Annotated in this window: 16 protein-coding genes; 8 read left to right on the forward strand and 8 right to left on the reverse strand. The window is 62.3% G+C overall.

Annotated elements, in window-relative coordinates:
* Positions 1-19 precede the first annotated feature (19 nt).
* A complete protein-coding gene (locus Q7C33_RS10530; protein WP_407683359.1) occupies positions 20-358 on the forward strand; it encodes a DUF6124 family protein in 339 nt (112 codons plus the stop codon).
* A 176-nt stretch (positions 359-534) separates the two neighbouring features.
* Here the strand turns inward: Q7C33_RS10530 and Q7C33_RS10535 are convergent, their stop codons facing one another.
* Together Q7C33_RS10535 and Q7C33_RS10540 are read right to left on the reverse strand one after the other, a co-directional pair.
* Positions 535-1,773, reverse strand: a complete 1,239-nt coding sequence (locus Q7C33_RS10535) for a M20/M25/M40 family metallo-hydrolase (protein WP_198795999.1) — start codon at positions 1,771-1,773, stop codon at positions 535-537.
* Between the two features lie 76 nt (positions 1,774-1,849).
* Positions 1,850-2,926, reverse strand: a complete 1,077-nt coding sequence (locus tag Q7C33_RS10540) for a diguanylate cyclase (RefSeq protein WP_030142099.1) — start codon at positions 2,924-2,926, stop codon at positions 1,850-1,852.
* A 292-nt stretch (positions 2,927-3,218) separates the two neighbouring features.
* Between Q7C33_RS10540 and Q7C33_RS10545 the strand changes: the two genes are divergently transcribed.
* From Q7C33_RS10545 to Q7C33_RS10555, 3 genes are all read left to right on the forward strand, one after another.
* Positions 3,219-4,148: an alpha/beta fold hydrolase gene (locus tag Q7C33_RS10545; RefSeq protein ID WP_030142098.1), complete on the forward strand. Its 930-nt coding sequence runs from the start codon at positions 3,219-3,221 to the stop codon at positions 4,146-4,148.
* A 160-nt stretch (positions 4,149-4,308) separates the two neighbouring features.
* Positions 4,309-5,685: a 2-oxoadipate dioxygenase/decarboxylase HglS gene (gene hglS, locus Q7C33_RS10550; protein WP_030142097.1), complete on the forward strand. Its 1,377-nt coding sequence runs from the start codon at positions 4,309-4,311 to the stop codon at positions 5,683-5,685.
* Between the two features lie 285 nt (positions 5,686-5,970).
* Positions 5,971-6,489 carry an Hcp family type VI secretion system effector gene (locus Q7C33_RS10555; protein WP_030142096.1) on the forward strand — a complete coding sequence of 173 codons (519 nt, stop codon included), beginning with the start codon at positions 5,971-5,973 and terminating at the stop codon, positions 6,487-6,489.
* A gap of 177 nt (positions 6,490-6,666) precedes the next feature.
* On the opposite strand, the gene Q7C33_RS10560 is transcribed toward Q7C33_RS10555, so the two are convergent.
* The 6 genes from Q7C33_RS10560 to Q7C33_RS10585 all read right to left on the reverse strand — a co-directional run bounded on the left by Q7C33_RS10560 (position 6,667) and on the right by Q7C33_RS10585 (position 13,407).
* The gene (locus Q7C33_RS10560) at positions 6,667-6,840 is read right to left on the reverse strand and encodes a hypothetical protein (RefSeq protein ID WP_187293355.1); all 174 of its coding nucleotides are present in this window, start codon (positions 6,838-6,840) and stop codon (positions 6,667-6,669) included.
* 121 nt (positions 6,841-6,961) lie between these two features.
* Complete coding sequence (locus Q7C33_RS10565) at positions 6,962-7,204, reverse strand: hypothetical protein (RefSeq protein WP_030142095.1); 243 nt, start codon at positions 7,202-7,204, stop codon at positions 6,962-6,964.
* 65 nt (positions 7,205-7,269) lie between these two features.
* On the reverse strand, positions 7,270-8,340 hold the full coding sequence (locus tag Q7C33_RS10570) for a lipocalin-like domain-containing protein (protein ID WP_407683360.1): 1,071 nt from the start codon (positions 8,338-8,340) through the stop codon (positions 7,270-7,272).
* On the reverse strand, positions 8,330-10,798 hold the full coding sequence (locus tag Q7C33_RS10575) for an ABC transporter permease (RefSeq protein ID WP_407683361.1): 2,469 nt from the start codon (positions 10,796-10,798) through the stop codon (positions 8,330-8,332). The genes Q7C33_RS10570 and Q7C33_RS10575 overlap by 11 nt, the downstream gene beginning before the upstream one ends.
* Positions 10,798-11,466, reverse strand: a complete 669-nt coding sequence (locus tag Q7C33_RS10580; RefSeq protein ID WP_407683362.1) for an ABC transporter ATP-binding protein — start codon at positions 11,464-11,466, stop codon at positions 10,798-10,800. The genes Q7C33_RS10575 and Q7C33_RS10580 overlap by 1 nt, the downstream gene beginning before the upstream one ends.
* 243 nt (positions 11,467-11,709) lie before the next feature.
* The gene (locus tag Q7C33_RS10585) at positions 11,710-13,407 is read right to left on the reverse strand and encodes a sulfatase-like hydrolase/transferase (protein WP_407683363.1); all 1,698 of its coding nucleotides are present in this window, start codon (positions 13,405-13,407) and stop codon (positions 11,710-11,712) included.
* 377 nt (positions 13,408-13,784) lie between these two features.
* Here Q7C33_RS10585 and Q7C33_RS10590 point away from each other — a divergent pair, with 377 nt between their 5' ends.
* Genes Q7C33_RS10590 through Q7C33_RS10605 form a run of 4 tightly spaced genes read left to right on the forward strand, consistent with a single transcriptional unit; the run spans position 13,785 to position 17,586 of the window.
* On the forward strand, positions 13,785-15,143 hold the full coding sequence (locus Q7C33_RS10590) for a UDP-glucose dehydrogenase family protein (protein ID WP_030142091.1): 1,359 nt from the start codon (positions 13,785-13,787) through the stop codon (positions 15,141-15,143).
* Complete coding sequence (locus Q7C33_RS10595) at positions 15,140-16,198, forward strand: NAD-dependent epimerase (protein ID WP_030142090.1); 1,059 nt, start codon at positions 15,140-15,142, stop codon at positions 16,196-16,198. Before Q7C33_RS10590 ends, Q7C33_RS10595 begins: the two co-directional genes overlap by 4 nt.
* A complete protein-coding gene (locus Q7C33_RS10600; protein ID WP_198795995.1) occupies positions 16,195-16,941 on the forward strand; it encodes a sugar transferase in 747 nt (248 codons plus the stop codon). The genes Q7C33_RS10595 and Q7C33_RS10600 overlap by 4 nt, the downstream gene beginning before the upstream one ends.
* The gene (locus tag Q7C33_RS10605; protein ID WP_030142088.1) at positions 16,942-17,586 is read left to right on the forward strand and encodes a CpsD/CapB family tyrosine-protein kinase; all 645 of its coding nucleotides are present in this window, start codon (positions 16,942-16,944) and stop codon (positions 17,584-17,586) included.
* Positions 17,587-17,592: the final 6 nt, after the last annotated feature.

Genomic DNA, 17,592 nt, shown 5'->3' on the forward strand with positions numbered 1-17,592 from the left:
ATTACCAAGGAGTTTCATCATGTTCAAAGCAACCCCAAATCCGCCGGACAACGATCCAGCCGACTCAGCAGCGCTCGACAAAGCGGCAGCAGACCGCGCCCTCGATTACTACCTGAAACCCAAATCCAGCACACCGAAAACCGATCCAGGCCAGCTCTTCACCCTCATCAACGGCATCACCACCGAAGCCCTCCTCGCCAACCTCAGCGAAACCCTGGCCTCGGCCAACGCCATGATCAATGACCTGGCCTTCGACCTGGACGGCTCACGCCGGCACGTCGCCCTGGGCATCCTGCAACTGGTCGAACTGAGCGGACTGCTGGCGAATCGCGCGCTGGATAACGTCGACCCACGCTAGTCGAGGACAACCCTGTTGTGGCGAGGGGATTTATCCCCGCTCGGCTGCGGAGCAGTCGCAACCCTGCTGGCGGGGTTTATCTGGTGTACCGCGCCACTTGGTTTTGGGACTGCTTCGCAGCCCAGCGGGGATAAATCCCCTCGCCACAAGGATTTTTGGGGTCCGGGAGTGGACAGCTACCGCCCCGCCAATTCCATGATCATCCGCGAGAGCAAATAGATTCGCGGCACCACGCTCTCGACTTCAGCGTATTCCTCAGGGGTATGAATATTCCCCCCGACGATGCCAAAGCCATCCAGCGTCGGCGTGCCAACCCCGGCCGACAGGCTGGCGTCCGCCGCCCCGCCGCTGCCTTCTTCGGTGAGTTTGCGCCCCAGTTCGCCGTAGATACCCTGGGCCATGGCCATCAATCGATCCGACTCCTTCGTCTGCGGCATCGGCGGCAAGCCACGCTGCAGGCTGGTGGTGACTTCGGTGTCGGCGATCAACTTGTCCTTGGACACCCGGGCCAGGTCTTTTTCGATGCGGTCGAATTCTTCCGGCACCGCCGCCCTCACGTCGGCCTTCGCCGTGGCCTGGTCGGGAATCACGTTGGTCCGGTCACCCGCCTTGAGCACGGTGAAGTTGATGGTGGTTTTCTTCTCCGCGTCGCCGAGCTTGCCCAGTTGCAGAATCTGATGCGCCGCCTCCATCGCCGCGTTGCGCCCCAGCTCCGGCGCCACACCCGCGTGGGCCGCCTTGCCCTTGACCTCCACCAGCGCCGTTGCGCTGCCCTTGCGCCACACCACCAGACCGTCAGCCGGACGACCCGGTTCAAGGTTCAGGGTCACGTCGTGGGCCTTGGCGGTTTTCTTGATCAGGTCGGTGGCGGCGTCCGAGCCGGTTTCTTCGCTGGCGTCGAGCAGGAAGGTGATCTGCGCGTAATTCTTGAAGTCGAGGTTTTTCAGCACTTTCAAGGCATAGATGCCGGCGACGATACCGCCCTTGTCGTCCATCACCCCCGGCCCGTAGGCCCGGCCATCCTTGATATGAAAAGGCCGCTCGGCGGCGGAGCCTTCCTTGAACACCGTGTCCATGTGGGCCATCAGCAAGATCTTCGCCTTGCCGGTGCCCTTGAACGTCGCCAGGACATGTTGAGTACCGTCCGAATTGGGCACCTTCTCGATGGTCGCGCCGAGCTTTTGCAGCTCATCAATGGCGATATCACCGACCTGGGTCAGCCCCGGTACATAACCGGAACCGGAGTCGATATTCACCAGCCGTTCCAGCAGTTTCAGGGCCTCGCCCTTGTACTGCTCGGCATCGGCCAGCACTTGCTGATGGGGCTGCGCAAAGACAGCGGGGGCGAAGGTGCCAAGGGCCAGGCTCAAGCCAAGACTGACGGCCAGACGGGAGCGACGAGCGATAACGGTCATGAGTTCATCCTTGTTTCGTCGGGAAAGTACCCTTGAGGGAGTCAAGGGGCACCCTACCCGACAAAACGCCAATGCTCTAGACCGTCGACGTCTCCAACACCGGTCGATGTCGCTGACAGACAACCCGATTACGCCCGCCAGTCTTGGCTTCGTAGAGCATCTGGTCAGCGTCGTTGAGCCATGCACTGGCATCGCCATAAGCCGGGTTGAACGCTGCCAGGCCAATGCTCAGGCTCACTTTCAAGGCCGGATCCTGCTCATAGGCGAGCGTGGCAAAGCGTTCGCGCAAACCGTCCATGGCCTGCACCGCGTTGTGCAAGGTCAGGTCCGGCAGGATCACGCAAAACTCGTCGCCACCGTAGCGCCCGACAATGTCGGCAGCCCGCAGGTTTTGCCTGAGCAGCTTGCCGAGCTGGCGCAGCACAACGTCGCCGGCACCATGGCCGTAGGTGTCGTTGATGGCCTTGAAATGGTCGATATCGATCAGCGCGATTGCGCCGTGGATTCCGTCCGATGGATGACGCAGGCAACGCTGGAACTCTTCATCGAGTCGATCTTTCCAGGCGCCATGGTTGAGCAGCCCGGTGAGGCTGTCAGTGCGACTGAGGGCCAGCAATTCGCGCTTCTGCCGGCCGAGCGTGTAGGCCTGGCGAAAGCAGATCCAGCCCAGCGCCAGCGGATACAGGCACAGCAGCGGCAGGCAGGCATAGAGCTGCGCCGGGCTGGTCATGGGCACGCTGCTCAACGGAAAAATCACGCCTCCTATCGCAATGCCGGCCACTTGGGCCGCGGCCCCGACCAGCAGGAAACGCAGCCCGCCGATAGCGACATTGTTCATGGCCATCATCGCCAGGGTGACGGCCGTGGGCAGCGGATTGAATTGCATCGCGGCGACCCAGAAGCCGCCAAGGAAAGCATCGATCAGCAGGTTGCGGTGTTCGGCGTGGTACGGCACCGCCGAGCGACGCGCCCATTGATAGGACACGTGCGGCCAGAGCAAGCCGTTAAACAACATGAAGCCCCAGACCCAGGGCGCCGGGTCGAGGGGCAGGACGGCAACACTCACCACCAGCAACCCCAGCGCCAGGCCTAGGATGCGCGATGTATACAGCCTCCTGGCCAGCGACAGTCCCTTTTTTCCCGTCTTATGCATAGAGGCCTCTGCACCGCCGGTCTCCCGATCGCCGGGATGGGTTGTTGGGAGTCTATCAGGGTGGCGTCAAATAGCCATCACTCCATGCAGGGGTATTTATCCCACCGGACGAACGTAGTTCTTCGCATATTTTGGCTATACATGAGGAGGGGAATTGTTGTCCGACACAGCGCGTATCAAAGCAGACACCTGCATGACATCGCGATATTCCAAGGTTTCAGCTTCACTTACCTTGATCCGTCGGATCATATCGACGGGTCAACATCCAACGTGACCCATGGAGGGCAACGACATGCTGGTGTTGTGGGTGGTCCTCGCCGTGTTCATCGCCTGGAGCTGGCTGACGTATCCGGGCATCGGCCACGTGCTGTATGACCTGGGCATGGCCCTGGAAGCGCGGCTTTACCGGCTGCACAAGATCACGGTGCCCATCAGTGAAATGACGGTGTCGACCTGGCAAGGTGGCCCTTATGAAGCGTCCGGCAGCATCCTGATGCTGCACGGCTACAGTGCCGACAAGAACCTCTGGCTGCGCTTCGCCCGGCATTTTGTCAGCCAGTACCGCGTGGTGATTCCCGACCTGGCCGGCCATGGCGAAACCGGCTTCAAGGCTGGCGGCGGCTATGACATTCCGACCCAGGCCCGGCGGGTGATCGAGCTGCTCGATGCCTGCGGCCTGGACAAGGTTCATGTGATCGGCAATTCCATGGGCGGCCACCTCGCGGCGTGGCTGGCGGCGACCTCACCTGACCGCGTGCTGACCCTGGCGCTGATCGACCCGGCGGGCGTCACCGCCCCCCAACCCAGTGACATGGAACGCCACCTGGCCGCTGGGCATAACCCGTTCCTGGTGTATTCGCGGGATGATTTCGCACCGTTCTACGCCATGACCATGGCCTCGCCGCCCTGGTTGCCGAGCGTGGTGCTGGCGGCACTGGCCGAGCGTTACGAACAGCGCCGGGAAGAACTGGCGGAAATCTTCGTCGATTTTCGCGCCAGCCCACCGATGGAGCCCCGCCTGAACGACATCCGCGCGCCGTCGTTGCTGCTTTGGGGGCGCAAGGACCGGCTGATCGACGTCAGCAGCGTGCCGGTCTGGAGCAAGGGCATCGCCGATTTGCGGGTGGAGATCTGGGACGGCGTCGGCCATATGCCGATGGTAGAGAAACCCGGGAAAACGGCGGCGTTATATCGGGATTTCCTGAGGGGATTGGGGCAGTGAACACAAGGCAGGCTTGATTGCTTGCGACGACGTCTTCGGCGGGAGCCTTCGGATCAGTCCCTGGCAGAATGAAGTCCTGAAGATTCTTCGTTTGCCGGCATTGGCGAAGGCTGCGATCTTTCGTTCAACTTTCCCACAGCCCTCGCCAGGAATTCTCACGATGAGCTTCGTCAGCCCCGACTTGATCCGCCAACGCTTTTCCAGGGCGATGTCCGACATGTACCGCGACGAGGTGCCGCTGTACGGCGCACTGATGAACCTGGTGGAACAGACCAACGCCCAGGTGCTGGCAAACGACTCCCCGCTGGCCGAACACCTGCGCAGCACCGGCGAGCTCGAGCGCCTGGACTTGGAACGCCACGGTGCGATCCGCGTCGGCACCGCCGCCGAGCTGGCGATGCTCGGTCGCCTGTTTGCGGTGATGGGCATGGAGCCGGTGGGCTATTACGACCTCACGCCTGCCGGGGTACCGGTGCACTCCACGGCATTTCGCGCTGTACACGAGGCATCGTTGCAAGTAAGCCCGTTCCGGGTCTTCACCTCGCTGTTGCGCCTGGAGCTGATTGAAAACACCGAGCTTCGGACCTTTGCCGAGTCGGTGTTGGCCAAACGGCAGATTTTCACCGCCGACGCCCTCGATCTCATTGAGCTGGCCGAGCGCCAGGGTGGCCTGACGGAGCACCAGGCTGACGAGTTTGTCCTGCAAGCATTGGAAACTTTCCGCTGGCACCACAGCGCCACGGTCACCGCCGAACAATATCGACAACTCAGCGCCCAGCATCGGCTGATCGCCGACGTCGTGGCCTTCAAGGGCCCACACATCAATCACCTGACGCCGCGCACCCTGGACATCGACATCGTCCAGGCCCAGATGCCGCGGCATGGCATCACGCCGAAGGCCGTGGTCGAAGGTCCACCTCGCCGACAGTGTCCGATCCTGCTGCGCCAGACCAGCTTCAAGGCCCTCGACGAACCCGTCGCGTTTACTGACTCGCCTCAGTCCAAGGGCAGCCACAGCGCGCGTTTCGGCGAGATCGAACAACGCGGCGCCGCCCTCACGCCCAAAGGTCGTGCGCTGTACGATCAATTGCTCAACGCCGCACGGGACGCCTTGGGGGAATTTCCCAACGAAGCCAACGCGCAACGCTACAACGCGTTGATGGCTGAACATTTCGCCCAATTCCCGGACACCCTCGATGAGTTACGCCAGCAGGCACTGGCGTACTTCCGCTACTTTCCGACATCGAAAGGCCTGGCCGCCAAGGGCACGTTGGCCAAACCGCTCACACTGGAGTACTTGTTGGAACAGCAATGCCTGCGCGCAGAGCCCTTGGTGTACGAAGATTTCCTGCCAGTCAGCGCCGCCGGTATTTTCCAGTCGAACCTCGGCGATGCCGCCCAGAGCCACTATGCCGGACAGTCCAATCGGCAGGCATTCGAAACCGCACTGGGACGAACAACCATCGATGAGTTGGCGCTGTACGCCGCGACACAGCAGCGCTCCATCGATGAGTGCATGTCTGCGTTGGGTGCGTAGAAAAGCCGAAGGCAAGACGGCGCAAGAAGTTGCACGGGGCGCTGGCTTCAATCCAGCGCTTGTCGCCGTTTCAGCCGCCCCAGCGCAGTGTGCAATCGACGGGGATACACGGCGCAGTCCATTGCGTGAATGTCCGGCGCTTGATGTCGGATTCGACAGCGCCGCTTCACCAAACAACTGATTTATAGAGGTTTTTTAGCGAATGGCACAGCTCTTGATAACTCAGGCAGCCTCGGGACGATTCGCGACCCGGGCTTTCAGATTATTCCGCAAGGAGAGCATCCATTGGCTACCCCCGCTTACATGTCCATCGAAGGCACCAAACAAGGTCTGATCACTGCCGGCGCGTTTACCGCCGACTCGGTGGGCAACACCTATCAGGAAGGTCATGAAGACCAGGTCATGGTGCAAGGCTTCGAGCATCAGGTGATCATCCCGCGCGATGCCCAGTCGGGCCAGCCAACCGGTCAGCGCGTGCACAAGCCACTGGTCATCACCAAGGTTTTCGACAAGGCCTCGCCGTTGCTGCTCGCCGCACTGACCAGCGGTGAACGCTTGACCAAGGTCGAAATCCAGTGGTTTCGCACATCAGCCGCAGGCACCCAGGAGCACTACTACACCACCACCCTGGAAGACGCGATCATCGTTGACATGAAGGACTACATGCTCAACTGCCAGGACCCGAACAACAGCCACTTCACCCATCTGGAGGATGTCCACTTCACGTATCGCAAGATCACCTGGACCCATGAAGTCAGCGGCACGTCCGGCTCCGACGACTGGCGTTCACCGGTCGCCGGCTAAGTCACACAGGTGTTCGCCCAGTGCGACGGCCTCGGCATTCCATGCACTGGTAAAGAGCCTGACACTGGGCGAACGCAGACAATAATAGTGGAGCTTGCGCGGGATGTCCGTGAGCCCCACTTAAATAATTTTTCACGCCATGGGCCAAGGAATCCTTGCCCTCCCCCGCCAACAACTTCAATCGCGCCGGGCCGTTTTCTGCGCATCGGTTTCCTGCGCATCGGGATTACCGTGGCGTTGCTCACGCTTGGCCGGGTCGTTGGGGCGCAACGCGTCGTTGTCCCGCTCCACTTCACCAGGCATGGCCGGCTTATCAGGGTTGTGTTCGGATGGGTCTGATGTGGGCTTCATCTTGAATTCCTTCTGCTGTAGTGCCAACTGCTGGCGTGGGATTGCATGGCGGCGATGGCGTTTTAATCCAGGACCGAGTTGTCCTTTTCGCGAGCCTGCTCGCGAAAGGGCCGCCATAAGATCAGGCGTCGGGGTCTGCCACTTCCGCTGCGACGTTGGCATCCGGCGAGCGCTGGTGAAGTTCCTCGGCTCTGGTCTTCAGTTCTTGCCAGCGGTCCAGGTCAATCTCTCCCAGGCCGAACAGATCGTCAGCCAGCCGCATCAGCTCGGTGAAATGAGCGTCGGGCGACTGCTGGAAGTAAGCCTTGTCGTCGAACAGTCGCTGCCAATCGGCCAGCGACGGTGGTTTGAGGTCATCGCTCATGAAGGACTCCCGCGAGGCATTCATAAGCTATGAGGGGCGACGGATGCGGGGAGTTCCGGCGATTCTCAATAGCCGGTCATTTCCAGATAGCCGCTCCCGCCGTGACTGCCGCTCAGTTGCACCGGCCCTTCCCAGTAGGGAATGCGCAGGTTCATCCAAGCCCCGGGATTCAGCGCCCGGGTGGTAATGTCGAGCTGTTTGCCGGGGATCTTGACCGACCAGCGCACCGGCATCGCGCGCCCCGCGACCTTGGAGGTGTCCAGCGGCGCGAGGCTGATTTCGTCGGCATGCAACGTCGTCGCCTGGCCATGGGCATCGATCCAGGTTCCCGTGAGATACGGTGCGCCTTCCTTATGGCGCATGCGATAGAGCATCACCTGTTCGCCGCTTTCCAGGTGCAGCGAAAACCAGTCCCATCCGGTCTGGTTTTCCGTCAGCGGCTGGCTGCTCCACTCACGGTCAAGCCACGCTGGGCCGCTGACTTCGTAGCGCTGGCCGTCGATTTCCAGATGACCACGCGCCTGGAAAAACGGCTGGCTGTAGTAATACGACGCTTGGCCCTGCGCGGATTTCTGGCTGAAACCCTGGTCGCCTTGCAGGACCAGCGGACGCGTCGACCTGAGCTGCAGTTCATAGTTGAAGTGTGCGTCACGCGCCTTGAGCTGCATCGCCGCCAGGGGATCATTGCCAGTGGCTTGAGTCGTCAATTGCCAATCATCGATCCAGGCATCGAAAGGCGTAGTCCGCACCCCGGCCTGCCCGACGCCGCCCCGGGCGTAGCGCTCGGCGGCATGGTGGACGCTGGCGGAGGTCACGGCGGCGTGGCCGAGCCAGATCGTCTGGTTGCGCCAGCCACTGCCCTGCACCGCAGGATCCTGGGCGCTGCGGAACAACGTCCACTGCACGCCGAAATCCCGCCCTTCGGCGTCCTTGAGATTAGCGGTGATGTACCACCATTCGATGCGGAAACCTTCATGAACACCGTGATCGGCTGGAAAGCTGAACACGCGCCCGGGCACCACGGGCGTGAACGCAACGGTGTGGGTGCCGAGACCGGCAAAACCCTTTTCCGGCGGCGTCGAGTCATCACAACCGGCAAGCAATGCAAGGAGCATCAGGCCGACTCTAATCTTCATGGGCAAACGTCCTCAGCAAATCCGTCGGCTGCGTGCGGTACAGCGCGTACAGCGGCCAGGCCGATGCCAGCAGCGTGGCGAGCATCGCCAAGGCCAGCAGTTGCGCCAGTTGCAACGGAAAGACCCGCAACGGCAGGCGCCAGCCAAAGGCCTGCACATTGATCACCGCATCCAGGCACCAGGCCAGGGCAATGCCCAGCGGCACGGCCAATAACAAGGTCAGCAGCGCCAGCAGCCAGGTCTGGCCAAGGTTGAGCAGCATCAATTGCCGCCGCGTGACGCCCACTGCCCATAGCGGTGCCAATTGGCCGAGGCGGCTCTGGCTCTGGGTCAACAGGCTGATGAACAACGCCACCCCGGCTACGGCCAGGGTCAGGCTGTTGAGCGCGGCGGTGGCGGCAAAGGTGCGCTCGAACACTTGGGTTGACCAGCCTTTGAGCCGGGCCTGATCGACGATGCGGCTGTCGTCGAGGTTGAACCGGTTTTGCAACGCCGCCAGCAAGGGTGGGATCTTCGACGGTTCGATGCGCAGGTTGAAACGATACGGCGTGAGCTGCGGCCAGTGCGCCAGCAGGTGCTTCGCGTTGATCAACACGTGGCCCTTGGGGTTGCCGTAGTCGGCGTAGATTCCGACGATGCGCGGCGCCCACGGACCTTGTGGGGTCGGGAGGGTCAATCGATCACCGATCCGCACTTTCAGGCGCCGGGCCAGTTGTTCGCTGAGCATCAGCGTGTCGGCGCCGGCCAGTTGCTCCCACGCCTGGCCGTCGGTCGACTCCAGCAACGGCCAGTGCTGGCGATAGGAAGCATGGTCGATGATGCCGAAAATGTCCGTCGGCCAGCCTTGCAAGGGAATCGACACCTGCCAGTTGGGCAGCACGGCGGTGACCGTCGGTTGTTGCTTGAGCCAGTCGTACAGCTCGCCCGCCTGGGCTGGCGTCTGCGGGCTGATATACAACTCGGCGGTCAGTCGTTGCTCCAGCCAATCGCTGAACGTCTGGCGAAAACCGGAGGTCATGCTGCCGGCGCCGATGTTCGCCGCCAACGCCAGCAGCAACGCCATCAGCGCCAGGCTCAGCGTGGGCAATTGCTGGCGGCAATCAGCGAGAAACCACTGCCCGAGCACCGAACGGCTGCCACGCAACAACCGGTTCAACACCCCATTGAGCAGCACCGGCAAAGCCAGCGCCGCGCCCAGCAACAACGCCGTCATCAAGACAAAACCGCTCGCCAGGCTGTCGCCCCGGACCAGCACCGACACGGCGATCAGCGCGGCCAATGTCGCCACCGCCCCCTGGCGCCGCAGCCATCGCGCATGGGCCTGGTGCCAGGCCTGGGGATTGGCCAGCGCCAGCAGAGGCAGGCGTGCAGCGCGCAAAAGACTCTGGGCCCCGGCCAGTAGCGCGCCGAGCAGGCCCAGGCCAATCCCGCCCAGCCACCACCAGGGGCTGAGGTTCAATTGTCCGGGCACTTGCGCGCCGTACAGGCCCCGCAGGCTCGCCGCCACATCGGGCAGCAACAGACTCGCCAGCCAATACCCACTGAGCACGCCAGCCACGCCGCCCAACAAGGCCAACGCGCCCAGCTCCAGCGCCAGGCTGGTGATCAGCACCCGCGCGCTGACGCCGCAGGCCCGCAGGGTTCGCAACAGGCTGCGGCGTTGTTCCAGCGCCAGGCCGATGGCCGCATGAACGATGAACAACCCCACCACAAATGACAGGACCCCCAACGCATCGAGGTTCAGATGAAAGCTTTCGGTCAGGCGCGACAGGTTGTTTTCCTCGTCCGCACGCTTCAATTGCAGCAAGCCGTTGAAGGCCTCGGGCAAAGTGGCCGTGAACGTGGCGGGCAGCAGCAATCGCGAAACCTGCTCCGGCAAGCCCAGCAGTTGCTGGGCGAAGCCGATGTCCATCAACAACACGCCCGGCGCCATGTCGGGTTGCACATGCAAGGGCGGCAAGGCTTGGTCGCCGACGGTGCGAGGCCTGTCGCCCTCCTTCAGCCCCAGGGCTTGCAAGGTCGAGGGGGCGATCCAGGTACGCCCGGCACCGGTGAAAAACTCCACCGCCTCATCGATTTCCCGCGCCTGTCCCGCCACGGCCGAACCCGGCGGCAGCGACACCGGGTCGATGCCCATCACCTGTAGTCGCTGCTCTTCGTGCCCCTTGAGCGTCACCCGCGCCTGCAACACCGGCGACACGGGCCAGCCTTGGCGACGCAGGTCGACAAACCATTGCTGCGCGAAGGTGCCGCCACCCGGCGCGCTCAGGCTGGCCTGGGGTTCGCCGCCGATCAATTGACTGGCCCGGGCGTAGCTGTCGCGAGCCTGGCTGTTCAGTGCCTGGACGCCGATGAGCAGGCTGGTGGCGAGCCAAAGCCCGGTCAGCACACTGAAGAATTGCACCGGGTGTCGTCGCCAGTGGCTGAGCAGGGCCTTGAGCGTCTGGCGAAAAACCATCAGGCCTGGACCGCCTGTGCCAAACGCCCACCTTGCAGCACCACACGATGCGCGAGGCGCGCCGCTACTCGTTGACTGTGCGTGACCATCAACAGGCTGGTGGGGCTGCCGTCGAGCAATTCCAACAGCAATTGCAGCACTTCGTCGCTGGTGGCTTCGTCGAGGCTGCCGGTCGGCTCGTCGGCCAACAGCAAGGGTGGCCGTGAAGCCAGCGCCCGGCCCAGCGCCACCCGTTGTTGCTGTCCGCCGGAAAGTTGTTCGGGATAGCGCCGCAGCAGGTCCGTCAGTCCGAGTCGCTGCACCAGGTGCGCCTGCCAGCCAGCATCGAAACGCCCACACAGGCGCGCCTGGAAGGCGAGGTTGTCATCCACCGACAGGCTGCTGATCAGGTTGAATTGTTGGAACACCAGGCCGATTTCCGTGCGTCGCCAATGGGCCAGTTGGTGCTCGCTCATGCCGTCGAGCTGGTAGTTACCGCTGCGGATGCTGCCCCGGTCCGCTTTGTCCAGGCCGGCGACCAAGTGCAACAAGGTGCTCTTGCCGCTGCCCGATTCACCCATCAGCGCCAGGCTGCTGCCCGGGGGCAGCGTAAGGTCGACACCTTGCAACACGGGCAGCGGGCCTTGGGGCGTGGCGTAGCTCTTGAAGACGTTGCGGACTTCCAGCATGGGCAGGACTCGGGGCAGATCGGCGAAGGCGTCAGGATAGCGGAGGCTCAGAGGGTTGTGAGAGTTCCAAAAAGATGCTTGGTCTAGTGTCCAACTGTGGGAGCGAGCTTGCTCGCGATGGCGGTGTGACAGTCGATGAAGATTTTGAATGGGCTGACCTCATCGCGAGCAAGCTCGCTCCCACAAGGGATCTGTGGTGCGCGGCCCCTTCAGTCACGGCGCTGGATCAACCATGGTCGATCCTCACTGCCCCGCCGCCACTTCGGTCTTCACCGGCCCTGGTGTGACGATGCTGTCCAGGTCGATATGTTTCCAGGCCGGCTTGGCCCCCAGCCGGGCATTGAAGCGGTAGTTGAAGGTGAAGTCGTCTTCGGTCGGTTGGTTCAATGGCTTGCCATAGTGGGCCATGATCCCGGCCGGGTCGTAGCCCATCAACTCCAGCAGCGTCGGGAAGATGTTGTAGTGGCTGGAGCGGTCCTTGTTCTGTGCCAAGGTGCCGCGCCAGTCCAGCGTCTGCAGTTGGCTGCCCTGAATCACCACGAGCGGCACCAGCCCTTCTTCCTCCACCGGATCACCGCCGCAGTGGGTATTGAGCCCGGGATTGCCGCGTTCATGGAGGTCCTGGCCATGGTCGGAGGTGTAGATCAGCACGGCGTTCGTGAGGTTGCCTTCACGGAAAAGTCGCTGGAAAAATTCGCCGACGTTCCACAGCAAGGTGTTCTGGTAAGCGTTGCGGTAGAGCGCCCAATCGCTTTTCTCGCCGTTGAAACCATCGCGGCTGCCGGTGTCGCTCACGTCTTGGAACTGCCCGCGCGGCAGGGCCGGACGGTAGGTCATGAAGTCATCGGGGTATTTGTCGTGGACCGGAAAATGCGCGCCGACCTTGTTGATCACCACCAACTCGGGCTGGCCGTTGCCCAGCAACTCAACCAGCTTCGCCACGGCCGCCATGTCCCGGTCGCGTACGCGGGCCTGGTCGAATTGGACGAATTGATCGATATCTTTTTTTTCCAGCTCGGTCATCAGATTCTGCAGGTTGCCGCCGGTGCGCTGGGCGTCGATATAGACAGTGCGCAACCCGGCCTGGTGGGCGTACTGCCAGATCGACGGTTGTGTGCTGTTGATGCGCACGTAGTCGGCTCGGGTGCCGCCATAACGCAGGGTAACGTTGGTGTCGGCGCTGCAATTGGCAACAGACGCCGCGTAGCCATAATTGAAAATGTCGACGCCGGGGGGCGGTGCCTTCAGCCCAGTGGAGACGCCGGACGGGGTGTTGATGTCGAGGTAGTTGCCGGCAATGCTTTCGTCGATGATCAACACGATATCGTGGTCGATCGGAGACGATTGCCGGGCGAGACTGACCGGCTCCCGAGGCCCGACGGTGTTGTGCACCGTCTCGTAGATGAACAGGTTCAGATAGGCCAGCGGCGTGTACATCACCGGCAGGCCGCGCGCGCCCTCGCCCGCTCGCACGAACAGCACAGCACTGAGCAGCAGCACGCCCAGCACGGGCGCGATGATCGGCACGTAGCCGGGCAGCGATAGACGACGCCGCGGCTTGAGGGCGATGCCCAACAACAGCAACACACCGCCGGCCACCGCGCTGATGATGACCTCGCGATATTGATAGGCCGCCTCCTGGATAAAACCACCGGAATACACCAGCGACACGAACTGGCTGTAGGTCAGGTAGCTGTCGGTCACCCGCGTATACACCTCGAAGAACACCGCCGAGACAAACATCGCCAGGGCAAACAGATGCCTGACCAACGCCGGGCGAATGTAGGCGGTCATCCAGAGCGCCAGCACCAAGGCCAGGAACATCGCGCCAAACAGCGCCGTTGCAAAGCCAACACCCAACGCTGCCAGTCGTTCCAGGTACAAGTCATGCCCCCGGAAAAGGTACAGCACCAGCAGCACTTCCTTGAGGTATCGGGTCATGGGTTTCTCGACGGCGTCGCGCAGCAATGGAAGGTTCGTTTTCTGCACACTAGCAGCGGGTTTTCAAAGCGCAAGAAACTGGACGAACGGCTAGAGCGTCAAAAAAACGTTAGCCCGAAAATGACACCTTTGACCCCCGGAAAATATAAAAACCTATGGATAGGTACCGTTCATCGCCTCATTAAACAACGATATTACCCTTTAAAAACGGCACTTCTCCAAGTCTGTCAATGACTTGATATCAAAAAGCCCCAATCTCTCGAGTTTGCCAACACTGACAACTGTCATTTTGCTGACACGCTTTTCAGAAGCTGCGCTATACCCCTCTAAACAGTTTCATCCGAGTTACATCAATCGGTTTACGAGGCGCGCGAAAGATGGACGTGAGCGTATTTGGAACGGGGTATGTAGGGCTGATACAGGCGGCGGCGCTGGCCGATGTCGGGCACCGCGTCCTGTGCGTCGACATCGACCCGAACAAGATCCGTCAATTGCAGCAAGCGGTACCGCCGATCAGCGAACCGGGACTGTCCGGTCTGCTCGAAGACAACATCAAGACCGGACGCCTGTCGTTCAGCTCCCAGGCCAGCGATGCGGTGAACCATGGCGAACTGATCTTCATTGCCGTCGGCACGCCCGCCGATGAAGACGGCTCGGCGGACTTGAGCCATGTGCTGGCGGTCACCCGGCAAATCGCTGATTTCATGGACAGCGATCGCACCCTGATCATCAAGTCCACGGTGCCGGTCGGCACGGCTGACAAAGTCGCCGAATGCGCTCGCCAGGCGTTGGCGCGGCGTGGCCTGAAACAGCTGAATGTCCGCGTCGTCTCCAACCCCGAATTCCTCAAGGAAGGCAGCGCCCTGGCCGATTGCATGCGCCCGGACCGGATCATCATCGGCACCGGCGATCAGTTGGCGCGCGATCAAATGAGCGAGCTCTACGCGCCGTTCTGCCGCAACCACGAAAAACTGATGTTCATGGACAACCGCAGCGCGGAGCTGACCAAGTACGCCGCCAACGCCATGCTCGCCACCCGCATCAGTTTCATGAACGAACTGGCCAACCTCACCGAACGCCTGGGCGCCGACATCGAGGCCGTGCGCAAGGGCATCGGCTCGGACCCGCGCATCGGCTATCACTTCATCTACCCGGGCTGCGGTTTTGGCGGCTCGTGCTTTCCCAAGGACCTGCGGGCCTTGCTGCACACCGCCGAACAAAGCGGCATGCCCCTGCGCCTGCTGCGCAGCGTCACTGATGTGAACGACAGCCAACGGCACATTCTCTTCGAAAAACTGGCCCAGCAGTTCCCCGACGGATTGGCCGGCAAGTCGATTGCCATCTGGGGCCTGGCCTTCAAGCCCAACACCGACGACATGCGTGAAGCGCCCAGCCGCTACCTGATGGAAGCGCTCTGGCGCGAAGGCGCGAAAGTCCATGCCTACGATCCGGAAGCCATGTCCGAATGCCGGCGCCTGTATGGCTACCGCAAAGACTTGAACCTGTGCGCGACCCGCGATGACACGCTGGAAGACGCCGACGCCCTGGTGATCTGCACGGAATGGAAGAATTTCCGCGTGGTGGATTTCGATTTCCTGGCCGGCAAGCTCCGTGCGCGGGTCATCATCGATGGTCGCAACCTGTACAACCCCGAGCACCTCGCCGCTGCCGGGCTGCTGTATCGCGGCATCGGCCTGCGGCACACCGTGCCCAGCGTCCCGGGGCCACAAGCGTGAACATCCTGGTGACCGGCGCGGCCGGTTTCATCGGCGCCCATTGCGTGCTGCGGTTGCTGCGCGACGGCCACGACGTGTGCGGGCTGGACAATTTCAACGACTACTACGACCCGCAACTCAAGCACGACCGCGTGGCATGGGTGAAGGACCAGGTCGGGGAATTTCCACTGGCGCACATCGACCTGACCGACGCGTCGGCGATCGATGAATTGTTCCAGCTCCGTCGCCCGGACGTGGTGATTCACCTCGCCGCCCAGGCCGGCGTGCGTTATTCGCTGGAAAATCCCCGCGCCTATGTCGACAGCAATCTCGGCGGGTTCCTGAACATTCTCGAAAGCTGCCGCCATCACCCGGTCAAGCACCTGATCTACGCCTCTTCCAGCTCGGTGTACGGCGCCAACCAGCGCACACCCTATTCGGTGCAGGACGGCGTGGACCATCCGTTGTCGTTGTACGCGGCGACGAAAAAGGCCAACGAATCGATGGCCCACAGCTACAGCCACCTGTTCGGCATCCCTTGCACCGGCCTGCGGTTTTTTACTGTGTACGGCCCCTGGGGCCGGCCGGACATGTCGCCGATCCAGTTCGCCAAGGCCATCACCGAAAACCAGGTGTTGCAACTGTTCAACCACGGCGAGCATGCACGCGACTTCACGTATATCGACGACATCGTCGAGAGCATCGCCCGGCTGGTCGAACGCCCGCCTCGCCCGATACCGGACTGGAATCGCGAGCAACCAGACCCGGCCACCAGCCTGGCGCCATGGTGCCTCTACAACATTGGCGGACAGCACCCGGTGGCGCTGCGGACCTACGTCGCGCTGCTGGAAAAACACCTGGGCCGCACGGCCCGGATCGAGCTGCTGCCCCTGCAGCCGGGGGACGTGCTCAACACCTGCGCCGATGCCAGCGACCTGGCCCGGGCCACCGGTTTCCAACCGCGCATCGAACTGGACGACGGCCTGGGTCGCTTCGTCGACTGGTTCCTCGATTACTACGCGCACCCCATCGTCCACGCGCCGCTTGCGGCCGAATCTCAGCGGAGGAGTCTATGACCCGACATGAACAAGGCATCCCGATCAGCGCCTTCGGACGCGACAAACGTGTCGACCCCGAGCACCGCCGACGCCTGGACGCGGCGATTCACCGCCAAGGTCGCGGCTGGTTGACCGGTCGCGACGGCGGTCGGCCCTGGACGGTCTCGCGGACCAATCGGGTGGTGGCCTGCCTCGGCGCACTGGCGATCCTGGTGCTGCTCGCCCCGGTTCTGCTGGGCCTGGCATTGCTGGTCAAGTTTTCCAGCCCTGGCCCGGTGCTGTTCGTGCAAAAACGCACCGGTTATCGCGGTCGCGTGTTTGGCATGTACAAATTCCGCACCATGGTCGCCGACGCCGAAGCCCTGAAAGAGTCGTTGCGCCACCTGAACAAGCACGGCGCCGATGCCATCGACTTCAAGATCGACAACGATCCGCGCATCACCCCCATCGGCCGGTTCCTGCGACGCAGCAGCCTCGACGAACTGCCCAACCTGATCAACGTAGTGACCGGCGACATGCGCCTGGTCGGCCCCCGGCCCACCTCGTTCAACGCCTATCGCTACAAGGACAACCATCTTGTGCGCCTGAGCATCTACCCCGGCCTCACCGGCCTGTGGCAGATCTCCGGGCGCAGCAATATCGACTTCGACCAGCGCGTGGAACTGGACCTCAGCTACATCGCCGAGCAGAGCCTGCTGTTGGATTTGAAGATCCTGATGATCACCCCCTTCAAAGTTTTCAGCGGCCACGGAGCGAGTTAAATGGACGGTTCGACGAATATCCTGACCATAGCCAGCCCGAGCGAGACCAACCTGACCTCGACCGTGCTCGACCCGGATCTGCGGATCCTTCTACTGACGGCCGCCAACACCGGCACCGGCACGAGCACCAGTGCCATGGCGCTGGCTGCCCAGCTGGCGCAGATGAGCAACGGTCGCGTGCTGCTGGTGGACGCAAGCCAGTCGCCGCATAACCTCAGCCAACAACTGTCGTTGCAAAAAGAGCGCGGTTTCAGCGACCTGCTGTTCAACAGCCTCGCCCCGCCCCTGCTGCAAGACTGTGTGGTGCAGATTTCCAGCCTGCCCTTCGACGTGCTGCCCAACGGTCGTCTCGGGCACAACGCCGAACGCCTGAGTCCCGAGCGACTGCGTCCGTTGTTCCGGCAACTGGCGACGCAATACCGCTTCGTGGTGATCGACGCCGACGCGGTGTACTCGGCCACCGACACCCTGGTCATGAGTACCCAGGTGGACGGCGTGGTGCTGGTGGTACGCGGCGAGGACACCCGCTGGGAAGTCGCCCAGGCCGCGCGGCAGCGCTTGGTCCAGGCCGGCGCGAAGGTCGTCGGCAGCGTGTTCAACCGCCGCAAGTACTACATGCCGAAGTGGCTCTACAACAACCTTTAAGCCTGC

This window comes from Pseudomonas sp. BP11-1-1, from assembly GCF_052112105.1.
Lineage (GTDB): Bacteria > Pseudomonadota > Gammaproteobacteria > Pseudomonadales > Pseudomonadaceae > Aquipseudomonas > Aquipseudomonas alvandae.